Raw genomic sequence first — 19,265 nt, 5'->3', positions numbered from 1 at the left:
CTCTGACTAACAACAAAATAACACGAATGAAAAAAGTAGTTTTAGCTTTCAGCGGCGGTTTAGATACCTCCTATTGCGTAAAATATTTAGCCGAGACCCTGAATCTGGAGATACACGCCGCCATTGTAAATACGGGTGGCTTTAACGAAGCAGAATTAAAGGAAATTGAAAGAAGAGCCTATGCCTTAGGCGTTGAATCATTTGTGGTACTCGACGAAACCGATAATTATTACGAGTCTTGCATTAAATACCTGATTTTTGGGAATGTATTAAAAAATAACACCTATCCTTTATCGGTTAGTGCGGAGCGGGTATCGCAGGCCGTGGCTATTGCTGGTTATTGCAAGCAAGTAGGTGCCGATTACGTGGCGCACGGCAGTACTGGGGCAGGCAACGACCAGGTTCGTTTCGATATGATTTTTAATATTTTAATTCCGGGTGTTCAAATTTTAACCCCCATCCGGGATAATAAACTTTCGCGTCAGGAAGAAATCGATTATCTGAAAAGTAATGGCGTAGAGATGAATTTCGAAAAAGCTAAATACTCGATTAATAAAGGTTTATGGGGTACTTCGGTGGGAGGAGCAGAAACGTTAACTTCTTACGGTTATTTACCCGAAGAAGCCTGGCCTACCCAGGTAACCAAGCAAGATCCGGAAGAGGTAACTCTTACTTTTGTGAACGGCGAATTAAAAGGTATAAACAACGAGGTTTTTGAAAATTCGGTACTGGCTATTCAGAAATTAGCCGAAATAGCGGCTCCTTTTGGTATTGGCCGCGACATTCACGTGGGCGATACCATCATTGGTATTAAAGGCCGGGTCGGTTTTGAAGCGGCGGCTCCTATTTTAATCATTAAAGCGCACCATGCTTTAGAAAAACACGTGCTTACCAAATGGCAATTGTACTGGAAAGATCAGCTAGCGGTGTGGTACGGTAATTTACTGCACGAAGGGCAGTTCCTGGACCCAGTAATGCGAAATATTGAAAAATTTCTGGCGGATACCCAAAGTACCGCAACGGGTAAAGTAACCGTGTTTTTAGCGCCGTACCGCTACCACGTAATTGGCATATCTTCGGAGCATGACTTAATGTCGGCTAAATTTGGTTCATACGGCGAAATGAACAATGCTTGGACCGGTGAAGATGTAAAAGGTTTCTCTAAAATATTTGGTAACCAAACCATGATTCATCATAAAGTAAACAGTCTTTAAGATGAACAATCAGAAAATACGGGTAGGTATTGTAGGCGCGGCTGGTTACACTGGTGGTGAATTACTGCGTTTGCTCCTTCACCATCCAAATACTTCCATTACTTTCGCCCATAGTAATAGCAGTGGCGGTAAACCTATTCACGAAGTGCACACTGATTTAGCCGGAGAAACTGATTTAAATTTCAGCACGGATATGGATGGTGAAATGGATGTGCTCTTTCTATGTTTGGGGCACGGAGATTCGCAAAAGTTTTTATCTCAGAATTCCTTTCCGGAGCAGATTAAGATTATTGATTTAAGCCAGGACTTTCGAGTAAATCCTGAATTTGAAGATCGTACTTTTATTTATGGCTTACCCGAATTAGGGTCGGATAAAATAAAGGAAGCCAAGCACATTGCTAACCCTGGCTGTTTTGCTACGGCTATGCAATTGGCTTTATTGCCTTTAGCGGAAGCCGGTTTATTACGTTCAGATATTCATATCAGCGGTATTACCGGTTCTACCGGGGCAGGCCAGAGCTTTTCTGAAACCAGCCATTTTAGTTGGCGTGATAGCAATATTTCGGCTTACAAGGTACTAAATCATCAGCACTTAAAAGAAATGCGCCGGACTTTGGGTATTCTACAAAATAATTCCCTTGTTCCGCGGATAAATTTTGTGCCTTATCGCGGCAACTTTACCCGTGGTATCTTGTGTACTACCTATCTCACCTGCAATTGGACCTTGGAAGAAGCCTACGAGAATTACAGACGTTTTTACCAGAACGCAGCTTTCACGCATGTAATCGATAAAAATCCGCATTTGAAACAAGTAGTAAATACCAATAAATGTCTGCTTTACCTCGAAAAGCACGAAGATCAATTAGTCATCATTAGCCTGATTGATAACCTGTTGAAGGGTGCTTCCGGCCAAGCGGTGCAAAACATGAATCTGCTGTTTGGGTTACCAGAAACTACCGGTTTACTCTTAAAACCATCTGGGTTTTAAGTATTAGGTAATAGGTTGTAAGTTAGTTATGCAAAACTATAAAGATTTACGTGTTTGGTAGCGTTCACACGAGTTGGTGGTAACTATTTACAAAGCAACCAAAAACTTTCCAAGGGAAGAACTATATGGTTTAACTAGTCAAATGCGTCGATCATCTGCCTCTAATCCAACCGATATTGTGGAAGGTTGTGGTAAATTTACAAGCGCTGATTTTGCTAATTTTTGCAGATTGCTTTAGGATCGGCAAATGAAACAGATTATCTTATTTTTTAGCTAATGAATTAAACTACTTAACAGTAGAACATTACTTATTACTCGATCGTCATATTAATGAGGTGAAAGCTATGTTTATAAACTTAATTAATAAAGTTAGAAATTCAGGTTGATTTTTATACTTATAACTTACAACCTATAACCTAAAAACTATGAATCTTTTCGACGTATATCCGCTATTTAATATAACTCCGGTGAAAGCTCAAGGTTCTTATCTTTGGGATGGAACGGGTACCAAATATTTAGATTTATACGGAGGCCACGCCGTTATTTCGATTGGCCATAGCCATCCGCACTACGTGCAGAAAATCACCGAGCAACTTGCCCAGATAGGTTTTTATTCTAATTCCGTTAAAATTCCGCAACAGGAGGAATTGGCCGAAAAGTTAGGGGCTATTTGTGGCTACCCCGACTATAATTTATTTTTAATAAACTCGGGAGCCGAAGCGAATGAAAATGCTTTGAAAGTGGCATCATTTTACAACGGCCGTAAAAAAGTGCTAGCTTTTACTAAAGCCTTTCATGGCCGGACTTCGGCCGCGGTAGCCGCTACTCCCGACCCTTCTATTCTATCGCCGCTAAATGCCAACCATGAGGTAACGTTTTTACCTTTTAATGATGTAGATGCCCTGCATAACTTAATAAATCCAAAAGAAATTTGCGCGGTAATTATCGAAGGAATTCAAGGAGTGGGCGGCGTTAACATTCCAAGTCCGGTGTTTTTAAAGGCCTTACGTTCCTTCTGCGATGAGCACAATGCAGTTCTGATATTAGATGAAATTCAATCGGGTTACGGACGTTCCGGTAAATTTTTCGCCCATCAGCATAGCGACGTAGCCGCCGATATCATTACCGTAGCCAAAGGTATGGGGAATGGATTTCCGGTGGCCGGCGTGTTAATACACCCGAAATTCCAGGCAAAACATGGTATGCTGGGCACTACTTTTGGCGGTAATTACCTGGCCTGCGCCGCTGCAATTGCGGTATTGGATGTGATTAAAGAAGAAAATTTACTCGCTAACGCTACCGCGATGGGTAATTACCTGATGGATAATTTAATTAAAATGGACGGCATTACGGAAGTTCGAGGCCAGGGCTTAATGATTGGGGTAGAATTACCCGATAATGCCGCCTCTACCCGCAAGCAACTGCTCGAAGAATATCATATTTTCCTGGGTTCTTCTTCAAATAAAAATACCATCCGTATATTACCGGCTTTAAACCTGCAAAAGCAAGAGGCAGACATTTTCCTGGAAGCTTTTCAGGCGGTACTAGCTAAAACCTACGCACTATGAGAAATTTCACTTCGGTAGCCGACGTAACCAATGTATCCGCTTTGGTAAACGAAACGCTGGATCTTAAAAAAAATCCTTATGCTTTTTCGCAATTAGGTAAAAACAAAACTTTAGGATTAATTTTTTTAAATCCCAGCCTCCGCACCCGGTTAAGCTCCCAAAAAGCAGGACAAAATTTGGGGATGGAAGTCATTGTGATGAACATGGATAAGGAAGGTTGGGCTTTAGAAACCCGCGATGGTGTAATAATGAATGGTACTACCGTGGAACATATCCGGGAAGCTGCTGCCGTAATGGGACAATATTTTGACGTATTGGGGATTCGCTCCTTCCCTGGTTTACAAAACCGCGACGAAGATTACAGCGAGGACATCTTACAAAAATTTATCAAATTCGCGCAAATTCCGGTGGTAAGTTTGGAATCGGGAACCCGGCACCCATTGCAGAGCCTGGCGGATTTAATTACCATTACCGAACATAGTACTGCAAAACCGCGCCCTAAAGTAGTGCTTACCTGGGCGCCCCACGTAAAACCTTTGCCCCAAGCCGTACCTAATTCCTTTGCCGAATGGATGTGCCAAGCCGATGTGGATTTTGTAATTACGCACCCTCATGGTTACGAATTGGCCGAAAACTTTACCGAAGGCGCTACCATAACTTATAACCAAGATGAGGCTTTGCAAAATGCCGATTTTATTTATGTGAAGAACTGGTCGGCTTACCACGATTACGGAAAAATTTTAACTACTGATTCAGGTTGGTTGCTTACGAACGAACGTTTAAGAATTACCAATCAAGGGAAAGTAATGCACTGCTTGCCGGTACGCCGGGACCTGGAGCTTTCCAGCGAAATACTGGACGGACCAAATTCTTTGGTTATTCCGGAAGCTGCCAACCGGGTGTACGCTGCCCAGGTAGTTTTAAAAAGAATCTTAGAAGCTAATTTTTAATTAGGCTAATGGAAACAGTGTATATCGTTAAAATTGGGGGGAATATTATTGATGATGCCGGTAAACTAAAGCAATTTTTAAATGATTTTGCCCAAATCCCAGGTTCTAAAATCCTCATTCACGGCGGTGGTAAAATTGCGACGGAAATAAGTAAATCTTTAGGTATTCAGCCGCAATTAATAGAGGGCCGCCGGATTACGGATGCGAATTCTTTGAAAGTGGTTATTATGGTATATGCCGGCTTGATTAACAAGAACATTGTGGCGCAGTTGCAGGCGGCGCAATGCAATGCGATTGGTTTAACCGGAGCCGATGGTAATTGTATTCCGGCGAAGAAGAGGCAGGTTGGTGCTATTGATTATGGTTTTGTTGGCGATATTGAAGCCTCCCAAATAAATGTGGAGAACGTGCAAATGCTGCTGCAAAATGGATTTACCCCGGTATTTGCCCCCATTACCCACGATACTACCGGAAATTTACTCAATACCAACGCCGATACCATCGCTTCTACCTTGGCGGTAGCTTTAGCCCCTTATTATAATGTGCGGTTAATCTATTGTTTTGAGAAAAAAGGCGTATTGCGCGATGTGAATGATGAAGAAAGTTTAATTCCGGAAATATCACCCAGTACTTACCCGGAGTTACGCGAAAATGGAGTAATTGCCCAGGGTATGATTCCTAAAATGGATAATGCCTTGCAAGCGTTACAACAGGGCGTGAAAGCTGTTTATATTTCTCACGCTGATGATATGCTAATTATTACCAACCAACAAAAACCAGCGGGCACTGTTTTACATTTATAACTTAATATAGTTTTACAGGATTCGCTGAAATGAGCGCGTAAAAATCAAATTAAATAATCTTCATTAGATCTAGGTAAGTCAGTTTTTAAGCCTTCGGTATTTTTCTAAAAAACTATTGCTTACGTAAATATTCTACTATTATGACAACTACAAATCAGAATACTATTGCCATTTTAGGTGGCGGCAACATGGGAGTTGCTCTGGCTAAGGGTTTGGTAAAATCCGGAAAATACCAGACCAACCAGATTACCATTACCCGCCGAAATTTACGGGCATTACAAGATTTAACTGAGCAAGGTTTCCAGGTTACCGATAACAATTCGTTAGCAGTGCGGGAAGCTAAAATTGCCGTTATCGCGGTGTTGCCCCAGCAACTAGATGGCCTTTTAGATACTATTAGAGACGAAGTAAAAACCGAGGATCATTTATTAATTTCCGTAGTTTCGGGAGTAAGTGTAATCGATATAACCAATCGCTTGGGCAAGCAGGTACAAGTAGTGCGAGCCATGCCGAATACGGCAATTGCCATTCAGGAATCCATGACTTGCCTGGCTTCGATTAATGCCAGCAAAGAAAATTTAGCTTTGGTTAAGGACATGTTTGATACGGTAGGCGAAACTATTGAAATTCACGAAGAACTCATGACTTCCGCTACGGCTTTATGTGCCTGCGGTATTGCTTTTTTTCTGCGTTCTATCCGGGCTGCTTCCCAAGGAGGTACCGAAATAGGTTTTCATGCAGCTGAAGCTTTGCACATGGCGGCCCAAACCGCCAAAGGTGCCGCCGCTTTATTGCTGGCAACTGGTAACCATCCGGAAGGCGAAATTGATAAAGTAACTTCTCCCAAGGGCTGCACCATCGCCGGATTAAACGAAATGGAACACGCGGGTTTTAGCTCCGCTATGATTAAAGGTATCCGGTTATCGGCGCAGAAGGCCGGAGATTTATATCCTAAGTCTAATTAGTTGTTAGTTGTTAGTTGCCAGATGTTCTTGATGTCAGAATAAAATGCCCGAAAGTTTAAGATTACTTACAAATCTTGCAGATGAAGCTGTTCAAATTAGCTCGTAGATAAACTATGCCGGTAGAAGAATTATATCAGCAAGCTGTAGTATTGTTAAAATCTTTAATAGCCACAGAATCTTTCAGCCGGCAGGAAGAACATACGGCCGAAATTATGCATGTATTTCTTCAGAAACACGGCATTGAAACTTACCGCGAGCTAAATAATGTATGGGCTTTTAACAAGCACTATAGCCCCGAAAAACCAACTATTCTGCTTAATTCGCACCACGATACGGTAAAACCCAACCAAGGCTGGACCAAAGATCCCTTTTCTCCTCTGGAAGAAGATAGTAAACTATTTGGCTTGGGTAGCAACGATGCCGGGGGCAGCCTGGTATCACTTTTGGCTACTTTTCTGCACTTTTATCCGCAGGAAAATTTAAGCTACAATTTGCTTTTTGCCGCTACTGCCGAAGAAGAAATTTCCGGTAAAAATGGCTTAGAATTAATTTTTCCGGAATTTGGTTCTGTAGAGTTTGCTATAGTGGGAGAACCTACGCAAATGCATTTGGCCATTGCCGAAAAAGGTTTACTTGTTTTAGATTGCCTAGTTCATGGAAAGTCCGGGCACGCTGCCCGCGAAGAAGGGGAAAATGCCATTTATAAAGCCTTACCGGATATTCAATGGTTTCAAAATTACCGGTTCCCCAAGGAATCGGAATATTTGGGGCCGGTAAAAATGAGTGTAACTATAATTAAAGCGGGTACCCAGCACAACGTAGTACCCGACCAATGCGAATTTACCGTGGATGTGCGGGTTACCGATGCGTACACCAACGAAGAAGTTGTAGAAATTATTAAATCTCAGGTATCCTGCGAGGTAATGCCTCGGTCAGTTCGTTTAAAACCGTCGCGCATGAGTAAAGATGCCCCGATTGTGCAGGCGGGTATTGCCCTTGGCCGGAACACCTACGGTTCCCCTACTACCTCCGACCAGGCTTTACTTTCGATACCTTCGCTTAAGCTGGGACCGGGTGATTCTGCCCGTTCGCATACGGCCGACGAATTTATTTACCTTGCTGAAATTAAAGAAGGAATTGAACTATACATTAAAATATTAAATAAAATACTGTATCAGTAGCAAGTAGCAAGATTTTGGGCAGGGGAATTATCTTAGATCTGAATTACTAATTTTAGATGAAATTTGATTAATCCTTACCAAATTAAGTATAATCTTACTGGCTAGTTCTTATTACCTGATACTTGATACTAAATACCTGATACCAAAAATTTATGAAGCTTTGGCAAAAAATACCGCTACGAAAGAAGAAGTGGAGAAATTTACCGTAGGTCGAGATCGTGAATTGGACGTGCTGCTCGCGGAATTTGATGTATTAGGTTCTTTGGCTCACACTCAAATGTTAGAAAGCATCGGTTTACTACAAACTTCCGAATTAAAGCTTTTGCAAAAGGAGTTAAAAGTAATTTACCGTGAAATAAAGGCAGGTCAATTTAGGATAGAACCGGGCGTAGAAGATGTTCACTCCCAAGTAGAATTATTGCTCACTCAACGTTTAGGTGAGGCCGGAAAAAAAATTCATAGCGGCCGTTCACGCAACGACCAGGTATTACTCGACTTAAAATTATTTATCCGGAGCGAGATTCAGAAAACAGTTGTAGCGGTACAAGAACTGTTCGAACAATTATTGGCTTTAAGCGAGGAACATAAAGATAAACTTTTACCCGGCTACACGCACTTGCAGGTGGCTATGCCGTCGTCGTTTGGATTGTGGTTTGGGGCTTACGCCGAAAGTTTAGTAGATGACTTACTCATGCTGCAAGCTGCTTACCGGATTAGCAATAAAAATCCCTTAGGTTCGGCCGCGGGCTATGGTTCTTCTTTTCCGTTAAACCGGCAACTCACCACCGATTTATTAGGCTTTGACTCTTTAAACTACAACGTGGTTTATGCCCAAATGGGTCGCGGTAAAACCGAGCGCAATGTTGCCTCTGCCCTTGCCTCCTTAGCCGCAACTTTAGGTAAAATGGCGATGGATGTTTGCCTCTACCTGAATCAGAATTTTAGTTTTTTAAGTTTACCCGATAATGTAACTACCGGTTCCAGCATAATGCCGCACAAAAAAAATCCGGATGTATTTGAAATTATGCGGGCCAAGTGCAACAAATTACAAGGTTTACCGAACGAAATTGCGTTAATTATCACCAACTTACCTTCGGGTTACCACCGCGATCTGCAATTGGTAAAAGAAAGTTTTTTACCTGCTTTTCAAGAGTTAAAATCTTGTTTGCAAATGGCCACTTTTATGCTGCAGAACCTGATTGTGAAAGAAAATATTCTGGACGAGGAAAAATATAAATACTTGTTTAGCGTGGAAATGGTAAATAACGAAGTGCTGAACGGAGTGCCTTTCCGGGAAGCCTACCGTAACGTAGGTCTAGCCATAGAAGAAGGTAATTTTAATCCGCCGCGCCAAGTAAATCACACCCACGAAGGCAGCATGGGGAATTTACAAAATGATCAAATACGGGAAATGATGAACCAAACGCTGGCAACTTTTAACTTCGAAAAGGTACAATCAGCCATTGAACGCTTAGTGGTTGATTATAGACCATAGTTGACAGACCATAGTCCACAGTCCATAGACGATTGACTATAAGTAAATTATCGGATGGTTCGTTTTTTAATGAATGAAAAGAAACTTTCTAAAACCAACCAAAGTTTCACATATTATTTTTAATACAACTTTCAGCATTCAACCATCTAATAATCGATCTATGGTCAATCATCCGTGGAATATCGACTAGGGACTATTGAATGCTCTGATTTTTAAAATACACGGTAAAGGTGGAGCCTAGGCCTAATTGGCTGCTTACTTCAATGGTGCCACCGGCATTTTCAATAATGCGCTTGATAATGTATAAGCCAATTCCGGAACCTTCTACGTGATCGTGCAACCGGCTGAACATGGTAAAGAGTTTAGCGCCGTTTTTTTCTAAATCTATTCCTAACCCATTATCCTGTACTTGCAAAGCTACGCCATCTAATTGCCGGTGAGTAACAATTTTAATCTGAGGATTTCGGTCAGGCGCTTTATATTTAATGGCATTGGTGATGAGATTATACAAAATACTTTTCAGGTTAATGTAAGAAAAATGAATGGCGGGTACTTCCGAAAAGTCGTACTCCAGGAGTACATTTTCTGTCTTTATCTGCTCGGCCATACTTTCGGTTATTTCAACCAGTAATTCGGGCAAGTCAATGGTTTCGAATCGATATTCAATTTGTTTTTGAACCTTGGCAACTTCTGAAATGGCCTGAATGGATTTTTTCATGCGCTGCATCGATATTTCCAGCTTGTCTATTAAGCTTAAAGCATCTTCATTTTCACCGGGAACAACTTTGTTTAAAATTTTAAGCAATGCTTCCATGTTTACAATGGGTACTTTTAAATCATGGGAAGCAATATGAATAAAATTATCCAGGTCGATGTTTGCTTTTTGTAAAGCTTTATTGTAATAATTTAATTTTTGGTTCTTGGCGGTAAGTTCTTCGGTACGGGATTTCACCCGGCTTTCGAGTAAATTATTGGCTTCAATTAATTTTCTCTCGGCTTCTTTTAGATCATTATAAGCTTGCAGTAGCTGCTGGTTCTTTTGCAGAATACTACCCGTGTTTTCGCGAAGAGTGGTAATATCGTGAATGACCACCACGGCTCCTTTTAAACCTTCCTGACACACAATCTGGCGACCGTTGGCCACTAATACGTAGGATTCTTCTTCCGTTCTAAAAAATACTTCCTGATTTTTAACTATCTCGCCCTGAAGAGCCCGGTACAAAGGTAATTCTTCCAATTTCATGGGCGTAATTCCATCCGGATGATAATAATGAAATCCTTCTATCCATCTATCCTGGTAATGGTAAAGTCCGTTTTGATTAGGCGGAATTAAATGTTTTAGCCGGGCAGCTTGATTATGAAAATTAATAAAACCCTTTTCGTCACAGCCAATAATTACTTCTTCGGCGCTGTCCAATACACCTTTCAGAAATTCCCGTTCACTTTCCAGGCTGTGCTCCCACTTTTTTCGTTCCGATATATCCCGGATTATAACCGAGGAAAAGGTATGACCGTTTTCATGCCAAACGGATAACGAAATTTCGGCGGGTATAATAGTACCATCTTTGCAATAGCCAGGCACTTCCGTAATTGGATTAAAGCCGCCCGTTTTGTAGTTTTTGATAAAGCGGCTAAACTCAACCTCGTAAATATCCCGGTAGGTAGGCGGCAAAAGTATATTTAAAGGTTGTTGTAATACTTCTTCCGGTTGATAGCCAAAGGTGGAGAATATTTTGTTATTACTGAAAATAATTTTGTTAAACTCGTCCGCTATAACAATAGTATCAGGTGTGTTTTCTACTAAAGACCGGAATTTACCATCGATTTGTAGAGACTGCATAACCGCCATATAGCTTAAGTTCTGGCTTTAGAAGAAATAAAAAGTGCTGGTACGTTGTCTATATAAAAGTTTCTAAATAAATAATTAGTAAATTGAGTTGAAGTAATTTACTAAATTATTACCAGGAGAGCCAGTTAAAAGTTAATAAAATTAAATTTATAAGTAAATTATTTCAAAAATACTTTTCTTCCAATAGCTGTATTCTGAAATCATACTCTTCGAAGTATAAAATACATAGATATTATTGGCCTATTTCTACAAATGAGAATTATGCATTCTGATTGAATAAATTTGTCTAATTAATGCATTCAAATATTAAAACGGAGGAATTTATTAGTTAAATAACCGCCAACTATTTACTTTAATCTTCACGTTAGATTATTTAGATAGAAAATTAAGTATACTAGATTATGAATCTAAATTTAAGGCGGTTATAAGTAGCGGCATACGCGTATTAGTACGTAAAAATGCGGAATTAATACTAAAAATAATTAAAACCTGCTCACTTGCTTCTAAGTTTATATTTCTTTCCTTCATTCTTCCTAATCTAAATTGTTGATTAGCTATATTTAGCTCGAGGTTTAATTAAAAAACTTTAAAGTTTAAGTATTTAAATGATAGGAGCCCGTTTAAATTCTTTTGCTTCGTCGAACAGTTTGCGATAGGTAAAATGCGTTTTAAAAATCTGGGCTTCTATTTGTTCGGCTACCCGCATCATTTTAGGATTAAAATCGCCAATCCAATTCATGACAATATCTTGGTACGGAAAGTTGAATTGGCTGCGGTAATACGTGCTGCTGGCGTAAATCATGGCGGCTTCTACTCCTTTGCGTTGGTGTTCCGGGGAAATACCGAAAACAATGCCGCACATGCGCGTGCAACTCCCTTTCCATTTATGGTATACAAACTTAATTTTACCTACTACATCCAACTTACCGTTTACGTATTTAAACAATTGATTTAATTCGGGGATAGAAATGAAAAATCCGACTGGTTCGCTTTTATAGTAAGCAAACCACATGATGCGTTCATCTAAAATAGGTTTTAACTTTTGCATAATTCCCATAGCCTGCGCCGAACTCATTTCTTTCACGCCTTGGTGCTTGCCCCAGGCTAAATTGTAGACTTTCCGAAAATCTTCGGCGTATTGGGTAAGTTTATTTCGTTCTAAATGCCGAAAGGCATAATCGGGATGGGAGTAAATGGCTTTGGCTTTGGTGATGTACCGTTCGCTAAGCGGTTCCATCACCTTGCGGTAATACGTAAATTGTTTAAAATACACCTGAAAGCCGTAGGCTTCAAAAAGTTGCCGATAATACGGGAAGTTATAATTAGTAGCGTAAGAAGCCGGCGAAAATTCATCCACGAGCAAACCCCACCACTTATCGCGGTCACCGAAATTAATGGGACCATCCATGGCTTCCATGCCGCGGGCCGTTAACCAAGTTTGGCATTGTTCGAAAAGTAAATTTGCCGCAGTTTGGTCGTTAATGCACTCAAAAAAGCCCATACCACCCGTGGGTTGTTCAAATTTGGAGGCGGTTCGTTTATCGATGAATGCAGCCACCCGGCCAATGATTTTTCCTTGATCGTTTACTAAAAGCCAGCGGGTACATTCGCCGTGCCGGAAAAATTTATTTTGTTTTGGGTCAAATACTTGTTCCACATCCTTATCTAAGGGCCGAATAAAATTGGGATCATCTTTATACAAATCAACGGCTACCTGAATAAATTTTTGGGCCAGCGCGGGTGTAGTTACTTCAACGAGTTGCATTTCGAGTAAATAGATAAATCTGAAATTGAATGGCGTATTCTAACGCAAGCTTTCGGGAACAAATAACGGGTAAAAATTTAATAAAACTTACTTTCTGAGCGGCGGTAAATTATAGAAATATATTTTTACCAAACTGCATCCGTAGTTCTTAATTCGCATTTACCTCTCGCTGGCGGTAAGGTTTTCACCCTTCTTTGAAGTTCTGAGGTGAAAACTCAACTTTATTTATTTATATAAGTTTATAAGAATTAGAAAATACTGAAACTGCTTGCCGTTAACGCCTTAAAGCGGCACCCTTACACCATGCGCCTACATATAAATTATAGAAAAGCTTTCCTTATTGTTCTGCTGCTGGCCGTTTTGGTAAGTATTGCCTTTGAAATCCTGGCCCGAATTTATTCGAATAAAGCCGAGCAATTTTTCCGTACACAATTCAGCCAAAAGTCCGATTTAGCTTTACAATCGTTCACTACCTCTTTCTCGGCTTGGAAGCACTTTCCGGGATTAACTTTTACGTTTGAAAACGTTGCTTTAGTCGATACCAGCGGCCCGGCTCCTTTACAAGTGTTAGCCATAAAACAGGCCGAAGTTGTAATACCTCTGGTGCAATTTAGTTGGCGTAATATCCGCATATCCCGGATAAACTTAGAAGATTTTGTTTTTCACCAACGAATCGACCAAAATGGTAATAAAATTGGCTTGCGTTTCCGTCAGGTTCAAAACGTAGATACCACTGGCCGGAAATTACTTTTCAGAATAAAAAAACTAAGCATTACAAATGGCCGGTTTATCAGCGAAAATTTATTTAAAAGAACGGCGCTTTCTCTGCAAATCGATCAGACTGATTTAAGGGTAAAAAGAGGCGAACAACAACTGGAAGTGAATGGAAACTTGCTGGGGAAAATCAACTATTTTGGGTCTAACCGGCGGCGACTATTTCAGAATCAAACTTTTCGTTTAGAGGCCGGATATGCTTTTAATTTAAAAACGAAGCAAGGTACTTTTCAGCAAGCAAAAGCGCTGGTAAATAATAGTGTTTTACAAATAAAAGGATCGCATACCCGTTTACCCTCCGGCGAAGGCGCCCAATTAAATATTACCGTCTCGGGGTATCAGCCGGTATTGCCTATTTTCCGGCAAATTATGCCCCCCACTGCGCTACCAACTTTGGCGAAAATGAAATCTAACAGCCGGGTTTATTTAATTTGCAGGTTTAATGGTATAAGTGGTCCACGTTTGCGCCCTCGCAGTACGATCCAATTTCAATTGAAAAACGGACAGATATATTTACCCGATAATAAAAGTTTATTAACCGGCGTATCGTTGGTGGGCAGGCTCGATAACGGACCTAAACACTTACCTGAAACCAGTGCATTAACGCTATCCAACATTCGGGCCCACCTGGGAACTGGCTTTATTCAAATGCAACTCAGCCTTAAAAATTTTACGCAACCAGCTTTTACCTTCCAGGGAAACGGCCAGATTGATTTAACTACTTTAACTCAATTGCTTCCTTTGCCTTTAACCCAAGCTAAACAAGGTTTAATTGCGGGAAATTTAAAATTGAGTGGCGTATTTCCCGACTCGCTGCGCAGAAGTACGCCCACCATTTTTGGCCAGGGTGATATTAAATTACAAAAAGCTGTTTTTCAGCCGGCCGGGTTCTCCGTAATGTGGCGCAACGTGAATGGCAACTTTAAATTTTCGGATAAAGACCTTCGACTTCAAAATGTTGGCGGCCTTATAGACGGCCATCCTTTTCAAATAGAAGCGGCTATCCAAAACTATTTACCGTATCTGTTCGGTCAACCCGGAAAATTAAAAGCCAAGGTAGATTTTAGAGCGGAAAAATTACATTCTGATTGGGTGCAAGGAAATTTATACGCAAATAATTCTACGAATACCAACTCTGAAATTAAAAAACAGGTATCGTTCACTCCTACCTCCAAACCTTATGTATTAACCGGCTTGCGTGCAAAAATTAAACCCGTAAAACCAGCATCCTCCGCAGGTCAGGTGAACCGGGTACTTTTATCTTTATTAAACGTTGCCAGCTCGCAGCTAAACGTTCGGGTGGGTACCTTAAATTTATCCGGGAAAGAAGCGCTACGGCAGTTGCGATTCCAGGTAAACCAATTGGGGCAGCGGGTAACGCTTACCAACATGCATTTTGTTACGCCGGACGAAGGAAAAGCCACGGCTTCCGGCGGTTTTAAATTAACCAAGGCGGGTATTCAGGTTCCTTATTTAAAAGTTAATTTGCAATACGATTATTTGAACCTGCAAACCTTTATGCAACATATTGCCGAATTAAAGGATTTAGCGCCAAAATCAAATCAGCCTTTAACGAGGACCCAACGCCGCCGCCGGGCCGCTATCCGGGAAAATAGTTTTTGGCTGCAATTAAATGCCAGCGCCAAGCGCGTTCAATACGAATATTTAAAAGGTTCTAACTTAATTCTGCGGGCCAATATTAATAAAGAGGAGGCAAATTTAACGGAACTGAGTCTGCAAGCTTTCAACGGCCAAATAAACAGCCACGGTAGCATGTTGTTACGAAATCCGGGTGGAACCTATCCCATGCGCATTCAGGCAAAAATAACCGGAATTGATCTGCAACAGGTGTTTGTGGTAGCAAATCAAATGAATATGGATGTGTTGAAGAGCGAAAATGTAAAAGGGAAAGTAGAATGCCATGTTTCGTTCGTTACCCATTTAGATAAAACATTCTCTCCGTCGCTGGATAGAACCGTGGCGTACGCGAATGCTACTTTTCGGGATATGGAATTGATTGAGGTGGCTCCCATTCAGAATGCCTTACGTTTTTTGCGTAAGCAACGCACCGAGCATTTGTATTTTGATGATGTTACCACGAAATTTATCCTGGAGAACAATCAGTTTATTACTCCCCGACTGAGCATGAACAGCAACTTAACCGATTTTGAATTAAGCGGCCGATACATTATGGGCGGCGGCGCTAACTTAAATATGGATATAAACGTTTTAAATGTTTTGTTCGGCAATAATAAAAAGCGCATCGAGAAAATCCAGGATGATTCAACTAAAACGGATGATAACGGGAATATGCAACACTTACTTTTAACCCGGGAACAGGAGAAATACAAAGTAAGACTTACCAACCGTAAAGACCGGGCCGCCAATAACAAGGCCTTACGGGAAGAATTTAACAATATTTTGCAGCAGCACCGGATTGATACTTTATTTACCTTGAATCGTGAAAAGGGAGTATCTACCCATGGAGCAACTAACCAGTAATATTTTACAAGCTATACCCTTCCCGGTAGTTTCTTTTTACAAATTGGTTGGCAATATCAAAATTAGTAATCTTCATATTTTGGCCGTCCCAGAGTAATTTTTTGCGGCCGGGATTTATGTAATCTTTGCCATCGGCGGTAGGTTGTTGGTAACTATAGCTGCGTACCGCCAGGTTGCCCATTAAAATTGTTTCGGTTAAAGGTCCGGCCACCTCAAAGGGCGAACTAGTATAAGCCCCGTGTCCTTGTTTGCAGGCTTTTACCCATTGCTGCTGATGACCTTCCGGTCCGCCTTCCACCATAGGCACCGTAACCGGGGGTAAATTGGTATCTTGCATTCGGGAAGTGGGCAGTAGCGTTGGGTTTTTACCCCACATACCTCCGGTTATTTTGCCTTTAGTACCAATAAAGATCATTCCGCCATCTTTATCTCCCATGGTTTCATTAGGTAATAATTCTTCGGGTCGTTTCGGTAAAATGCCCCCGTCGGACCAACTAAAATCTACGGCCGGTAAGTTATCGCGGGCCGGAAATTTAAAATAAATAACCGAAGAAGGCGGACAACTATCGGCAAAATGAGCTTCTTCAAAAAAATCAACGTAAACCGACCCTACACTGCATTCCACTGATTCCGGGTAATTTAATTTTAAGGCCCGGAAGGGAACATCCATAATGTGGCAAGCCATATCGCCTAAAGCGCCGGTACCAAAATCCCACCAACCCCGCCACCGGAAAGGCATGTACGCTTCGTGGTAAGGCCGAACCGGAGCCGTACCCAACCATAAATTCCAATCTACGGTACTGGGCACGGGCATGACTTGCTTAGGAGTAGGAATACCTTGCGGCCAAACCGGCCGGTTCGTCCAGGTATGAACCGTATGCACCTCGCCAATCAAACCTTGCTGAATCCAGGTTTCAATGGTGCGGGTATCATTGCCGCTGCTGCCCTGGTTACCCATTTGCGTTACTACTTGGTAGCGTTTAGCGGCTTGCGTTAACATACGGGCTTCGTAAATATCGTGGGTAAGCGGTTTCTCCACGTAAACGTGTTTGCCTAATTGCATGGCTGCCATAGCAATGGGCGCGTGCATGTGGTCGGGTGTACTTACAATTACGGCATCAATATCTTTTACTTCGGGGCGGGTAAGCAGCCGGCGGTAATCGTGGTAAAACCTGGCTTGTGGCCATTTCAAGCGAGCTTCCTGAGCTTGGCGGGCATCTACATCACACAAAGCAACTATGTTATCGCTGCCATTATTGAAGGAGCGTTCCAAGTCAACCAAACCTTTGCCTCCTACTCCCACCGAAGCAATATTTAACTTATCGCTGGGGGCAATATAACCCGGCCCGCCCAAAACATAGCGGGGTACAATAATAAAACTGGCTACGGCCAGAGAGCCGGATTTTAGAAAAGAACGGCGGTTTAAATTAGTTTCTTGCGGTGCAGCAGCCATAAAGTTCTGGATGAGATAAGCTTGGTTATAGTATAGATAATAGCAACGTTATAATGTACACTTATTTAACTAAATGGTAAAGGAAAATTTCTAAAATACGCGGCTACTGTTTTTATAAGATAAAAAATTTACCCGCGTATTCGAAAGCAGACTTGCTTTTTCTGAGTCTTTCATTTTGTACTTCCTTCTGCCATTCTAAATTTAGATTAAGCCCAAATATTCTTAATTTCATGTTAAATATCTTCTTATATTAGGCATTTAAAGCCTGTGAAGAGTTTAATTAAAACTAGCTCTCGAATCTTTTTACCAAATACCTAAAAAATCGTATTAACCATGGCAATATCTTCTTCGCGTCGAAAGTTTATTCAGCAATTGGGAGCTTCTTCTTTACTTCTGGCAGGTGGCTCTATACCGGCATTAGCCGAGCAAAAAGATTTAGTAGAACAGCGAATTTTGGCGGCCGATAAAAAAATAGCGGCCAACGACCGCATCCGCATTGCTTGCATTGGCATGGGCATAATGGGCTTTAACGATGTCCGCTCCTCCTTACAGGTGCCGGGGGTAGAATTGGTGGCCGCCTGCGATTTATATACCGGCCGGTTAGAACGGTCTAAAGAATTATTCGGCGCTAACTTGATGACCACCCGCGATTACCGCGAAATTTTAGAACGTAGCGATATTGATGCCGTTATTATCGCCCCAAGTGATAACTGGCACGCCCGCATGACCATTGATGCCTTAAATAAAGGGAAAGCCGTTTACTGCGAAAAGCCCATGGTGCAAAAAATTAGCGAAGGATTACCGGTAATTGAAGCCCAACGACGTACGGGTAAACCTTTGCAAATCGGCAGCCAGTGGGTAAGTGGTTTATCGGTGCAGAAAGCCCGCGAATATTATAAAGCCGGAGAAATTGGGCAACTAACCGTTATTGAAGCGGCCACCGATCGCCAGAGCGCCTTGGGAGCCTGGCAATATACCATGCCTTTGGATGCTTCGCCGGAAACCGTAGACTGGGAACGTTACATTGCCGGGATGGGGAAAATGCCTTATGATCCGAAAAAGTTTTTCTGGTGGCGCAACTACCGCGATTTTGGAACCGGTATGGCCGGCGACTTATTCGTGCATTTATTATCTACTATTCATACGGTACTCGATTCAAAAGGACCCACTAAAATATTCTCGACGGGTGGCTTAACTTACTGGAAAGATGGGCGCGATGTGCCCGATGTAATGACCGCTATCATGGAGTATCCGCAAACGGCCGAACACCCGGCTTTCGAAGTTATGTTGCGGGTTAATTTTGTGAGCGGCATGGGCGAATCGGGTACTTCCCGGTTTGTAGGCAGCGAAGGAGTAATGGAAATTGGCGGTAATTCGGTTACCGTACGCCATAATAAAATGAACAAAGCGCCGGGGCTTGGCGGCTGGGACGCCTTGCAAACGTATCCGCAGGCTATGCAAGATAAAATTAGGCAGCAGTATAATCAAAAATATTCGCCCGAGGATCAGAGCCCGGGCCTTAAAACTTCCTTTGTCTATCAAACCCCCGGCGGCACCGATATGCATTTAGCCCACGTTACCAATTTTTATGAAGCCGTACGGAACAACAAACCTATTGTAGAAGATGCCGCGTTTGGCTTCCGGGCGGCGGCTCCCAGCTTGGCTTGCAACGACAGTTATTTCGAGAAAAAGATAATCAACTGGGATCCGGTGAACATGAAAGTAGTGAAAGAAGGTAAAAAATCTAAAACCTAATCC

General features: G+C 41.8%; 14 protein-coding genes. 11 read left to right on the top strand and 3 right to left on the bottom strand.

The window, feature by feature from the left end:
- Window positions 1-26 precede the first annotated feature (26 nt).
- The 9 genes from AHMF7605_RS04300 to argH all read left to right on the top strand — a co-directional run bounded on the left by AHMF7605_RS04300 (window position 27) and on the right by argH (window position 9,164).
- Window positions 27-1,214, top strand: a complete 1,188-nt coding sequence (locus AHMF7605_RS04300) for an argininosuccinate synthase (RefSeq protein WP_106926781.1) — start codon at window positions 27-29, stop codon at window positions 1,212-1,214.
- A 1-nt stretch (window position 1,215) separates the two neighbouring features.
- Window positions 1,216-2,202, top strand: a complete 987-nt coding sequence (gene argC / locus AHMF7605_RS04295; protein ID WP_106926779.1) for an N-acetyl-gamma-glutamyl-phosphate reductase — start codon at window positions 1,216-1,218, stop codon at window positions 2,200-2,202.
- Window positions 2,203-2,278: 76 nt separating this feature from the next.
- Entirely contained in the window at window positions 2,279-2,440 is a 162-nt protein-coding gene (locus tag AHMF7605_RS30435) for a four helix bundle protein (RefSeq protein ID WP_233218937.1), read from the top strand.
- Window positions 2,441-2,627: 187 nt separating this feature from the next.
- Window positions 2,628-3,770 carry an aspartate aminotransferase family protein gene (locus tag AHMF7605_RS04285; protein WP_106926777.1) on the top strand — a complete coding sequence of 381 codons (1,143 nt, stop codon included), beginning with the start codon at window positions 2,628-2,630 and terminating at the stop codon, window positions 3,768-3,770.
- Window positions 3,767-4,720: a Rossmann-fold NAD(P)-binding domain-containing protein gene (locus AHMF7605_RS04280; RefSeq protein WP_106926775.1), complete on the top strand. Its 954-nt coding sequence runs from the start codon at window positions 3,767-3,769 to the stop codon at window positions 4,718-4,720. The genes AHMF7605_RS04285 and AHMF7605_RS04280 overlap by 4 nt, the downstream gene beginning before the upstream one ends.
- Window positions 4,721-4,728: 8 nt before the next feature.
- Window positions 4,729-5,523: an acetylglutamate kinase gene (gene argB / locus AHMF7605_RS04275; protein WP_106926773.1), complete on the top strand. Its 795-nt coding sequence runs from the start codon at window positions 4,729-4,731 to the stop codon at window positions 5,521-5,523.
- A gap of 140 nt (window positions 5,524-5,663) precedes the next feature.
- Window positions 5,664-6,488: a pyrroline-5-carboxylate reductase gene (proC, locus tag AHMF7605_RS04270; RefSeq protein WP_106926771.1), complete on the top strand. Its 825-nt coding sequence runs from the start codon at window positions 5,664-5,666 to the stop codon at window positions 6,486-6,488.
- Between the two features lie 113 nt (window positions 6,489-6,601).
- Window positions 6,602-7,669 carry a M20 family metallo-hydrolase gene (locus tag AHMF7605_RS04265; protein ID WP_106926769.1) on the top strand — a complete coding sequence of 356 codons (1,068 nt, stop codon included), beginning with the start codon at window positions 6,602-6,604 and terminating at the stop codon, window positions 7,667-7,669.
- A 160-nt stretch (window positions 7,670-7,829) separates the two neighbouring features.
- Window positions 7,830-9,164 (top strand): argininosuccinate lyase, encoded by a 1,335-nt coding sequence (gene argH / locus AHMF7605_RS04260; RefSeq protein WP_233218936.1) that lies wholly within the window; start codon window positions 7,830-7,832, stop codon window positions 9,162-9,164.
- Window positions 9,165-9,357: 193 nt separating this feature from the next.
- Here the strand turns inward: argH and AHMF7605_RS04255 are convergent, their stop codons facing one another.
- Both AHMF7605_RS04255 and AHMF7605_RS04250 read right to left on the bottom strand, forming a co-directional pair.
- Entirely contained in the window at window positions 9,358-11,004 is a 1,647-nt protein-coding gene (locus AHMF7605_RS04255) for a PAS domain-containing sensor histidine kinase (RefSeq protein ID WP_158267452.1), read from the bottom strand.
- A gap of 610 nt (window positions 11,005-11,614) precedes the next feature.
- The gene (locus tag AHMF7605_RS04250) at window positions 11,615-12,778 is read right to left on the bottom strand and encodes a hypothetical protein (protein ID WP_106926763.1); all 1,164 of its coding nucleotides are present in this window, start codon (window positions 12,776-12,778) and stop codon (window positions 11,615-11,617) included.
- A 303-nt stretch (window positions 12,779-13,081) separates the two neighbouring features.
- On the opposite strand from AHMF7605_RS04250, the gene AHMF7605_RS04245 reads away from it, so the two are divergent.
- Window positions 13,082-16,054 (top strand): AsmA-like C-terminal region-containing protein, encoded by a 2,973-nt coding sequence (locus tag AHMF7605_RS04245; protein WP_106926761.1) that lies wholly within the window; start codon window positions 13,082-13,084, stop codon window positions 16,052-16,054.
- A 4-nt stretch (window positions 16,055-16,058) separates the two neighbouring features.
- Here the strand turns inward: AHMF7605_RS04245 and AHMF7605_RS04240 are convergent, their stop codons facing one another.
- Window positions 16,059-17,507 carry a Gfo/Idh/MocA family protein gene (locus AHMF7605_RS04240; RefSeq protein ID WP_106926759.1) on the bottom strand — a complete coding sequence of 483 codons (1,449 nt, stop codon included), beginning with the start codon at window positions 17,505-17,507 and terminating at the stop codon, window positions 16,059-16,061.
- A gap of 333 nt (window positions 17,508-17,840) precedes the next feature.
- On the opposite strand from AHMF7605_RS04240, the gene AHMF7605_RS04235 reads away from it, so the two are divergent.
- Window positions 17,841-19,262, top strand: coding sequence for a Gfo/Idh/MocA family protein (locus tag AHMF7605_RS04235; protein ID WP_106926757.1), 1,422 nt, complete (start codon window positions 17,841-17,843; stop codon window positions 19,260-19,262).
- The last annotated feature ends 3 nt before the right edge of the window (window positions 19,263-19,265 follow it).

The sequence above is a fragment of the Adhaeribacter arboris genome (assembly GCF_003023845.1).
Classification (GTDB): domain Bacteria; phylum Bacteroidota; class Bacteroidia; order Cytophagales; family Hymenobacteraceae; genus Adhaeribacter; species Adhaeribacter arboris.
Note: the sequence above shows the minus strand (reverse complement) of the source record. Positions and strands in the feature narration are given on the sequence as shown.

Coding starts and splice junctions, on each gene's coding strand:
- AHMF7605_RS04300 (WP_106926781.1), top strand. CDS start 27: ATGAAAAAAGTAGTTTTAGCTTTCAGCGGCGGTTTAGATACCTCCTAT.
- argC (WP_106926779.1), top strand. CDS start 1,216: ATGAACAATCAGAAAATACGGGTAGGTATTGTAGGCGCGGCTGGTTAC.
- AHMF7605_RS04285 (WP_106926777.1), top strand. CDS start 2,628: ATGAATCTTTTCGACGTATATCCGCTATTTAATATAACTCCGGTGAAA.
- AHMF7605_RS04280 (WP_106926775.1), top strand. CDS start 3,767: ATGAGAAATTTCACTTCGGTAGCCGACGTAACCAATGTATCCGCTTTG.
- argB (WP_106926773.1), top strand. CDS start 4,729: ATGGAAACAGTGTATATCGTTAAAATTGGGGGGAATATTATTGATGAT.
- proC (WP_106926771.1), top strand. CDS start 5,664: ATGACAACTACAAATCAGAATACTATTGCCATTTTAGGTGGCGGCAAC.
- AHMF7605_RS04265 (WP_106926769.1), top strand. CDS start 6,602: ATGCCGGTAGAAGAATTATATCAGCAAGCTGTAGTATTGTTAAAATCT.
- AHMF7605_RS04255 (WP_158267452.1), bottom strand. CDS start 11,004: ATGCAGTCTCTACAAATCGATGGTAAATTCCGGTCTTTAGTAGAAAAC.
- AHMF7605_RS04250 (WP_106926763.1), bottom strand. CDS start 12,778: ATGCAACTCGTTGAAGTAACTACACCCGCGCTGGCCCAAAAATTTATT.
- AHMF7605_RS04245 (WP_106926761.1), top strand. CDS start 13,082: ATGCGCCTACATATAAATTATAGAAAAGCTTTCCTTATTGTTCTGCTG.
- AHMF7605_RS04240 (WP_106926759.1), bottom strand. CDS start 17,507: ATGGCTGCTGCACCGCAAGAAACTAATTTAAACCGCCGTTCTTTTCTA.
- AHMF7605_RS04235 (WP_106926757.1), top strand. CDS start 17,841: ATGGCAATATCTTCTTCGCGTCGAAAGTTTATTCAGCAATTGGGAGCT.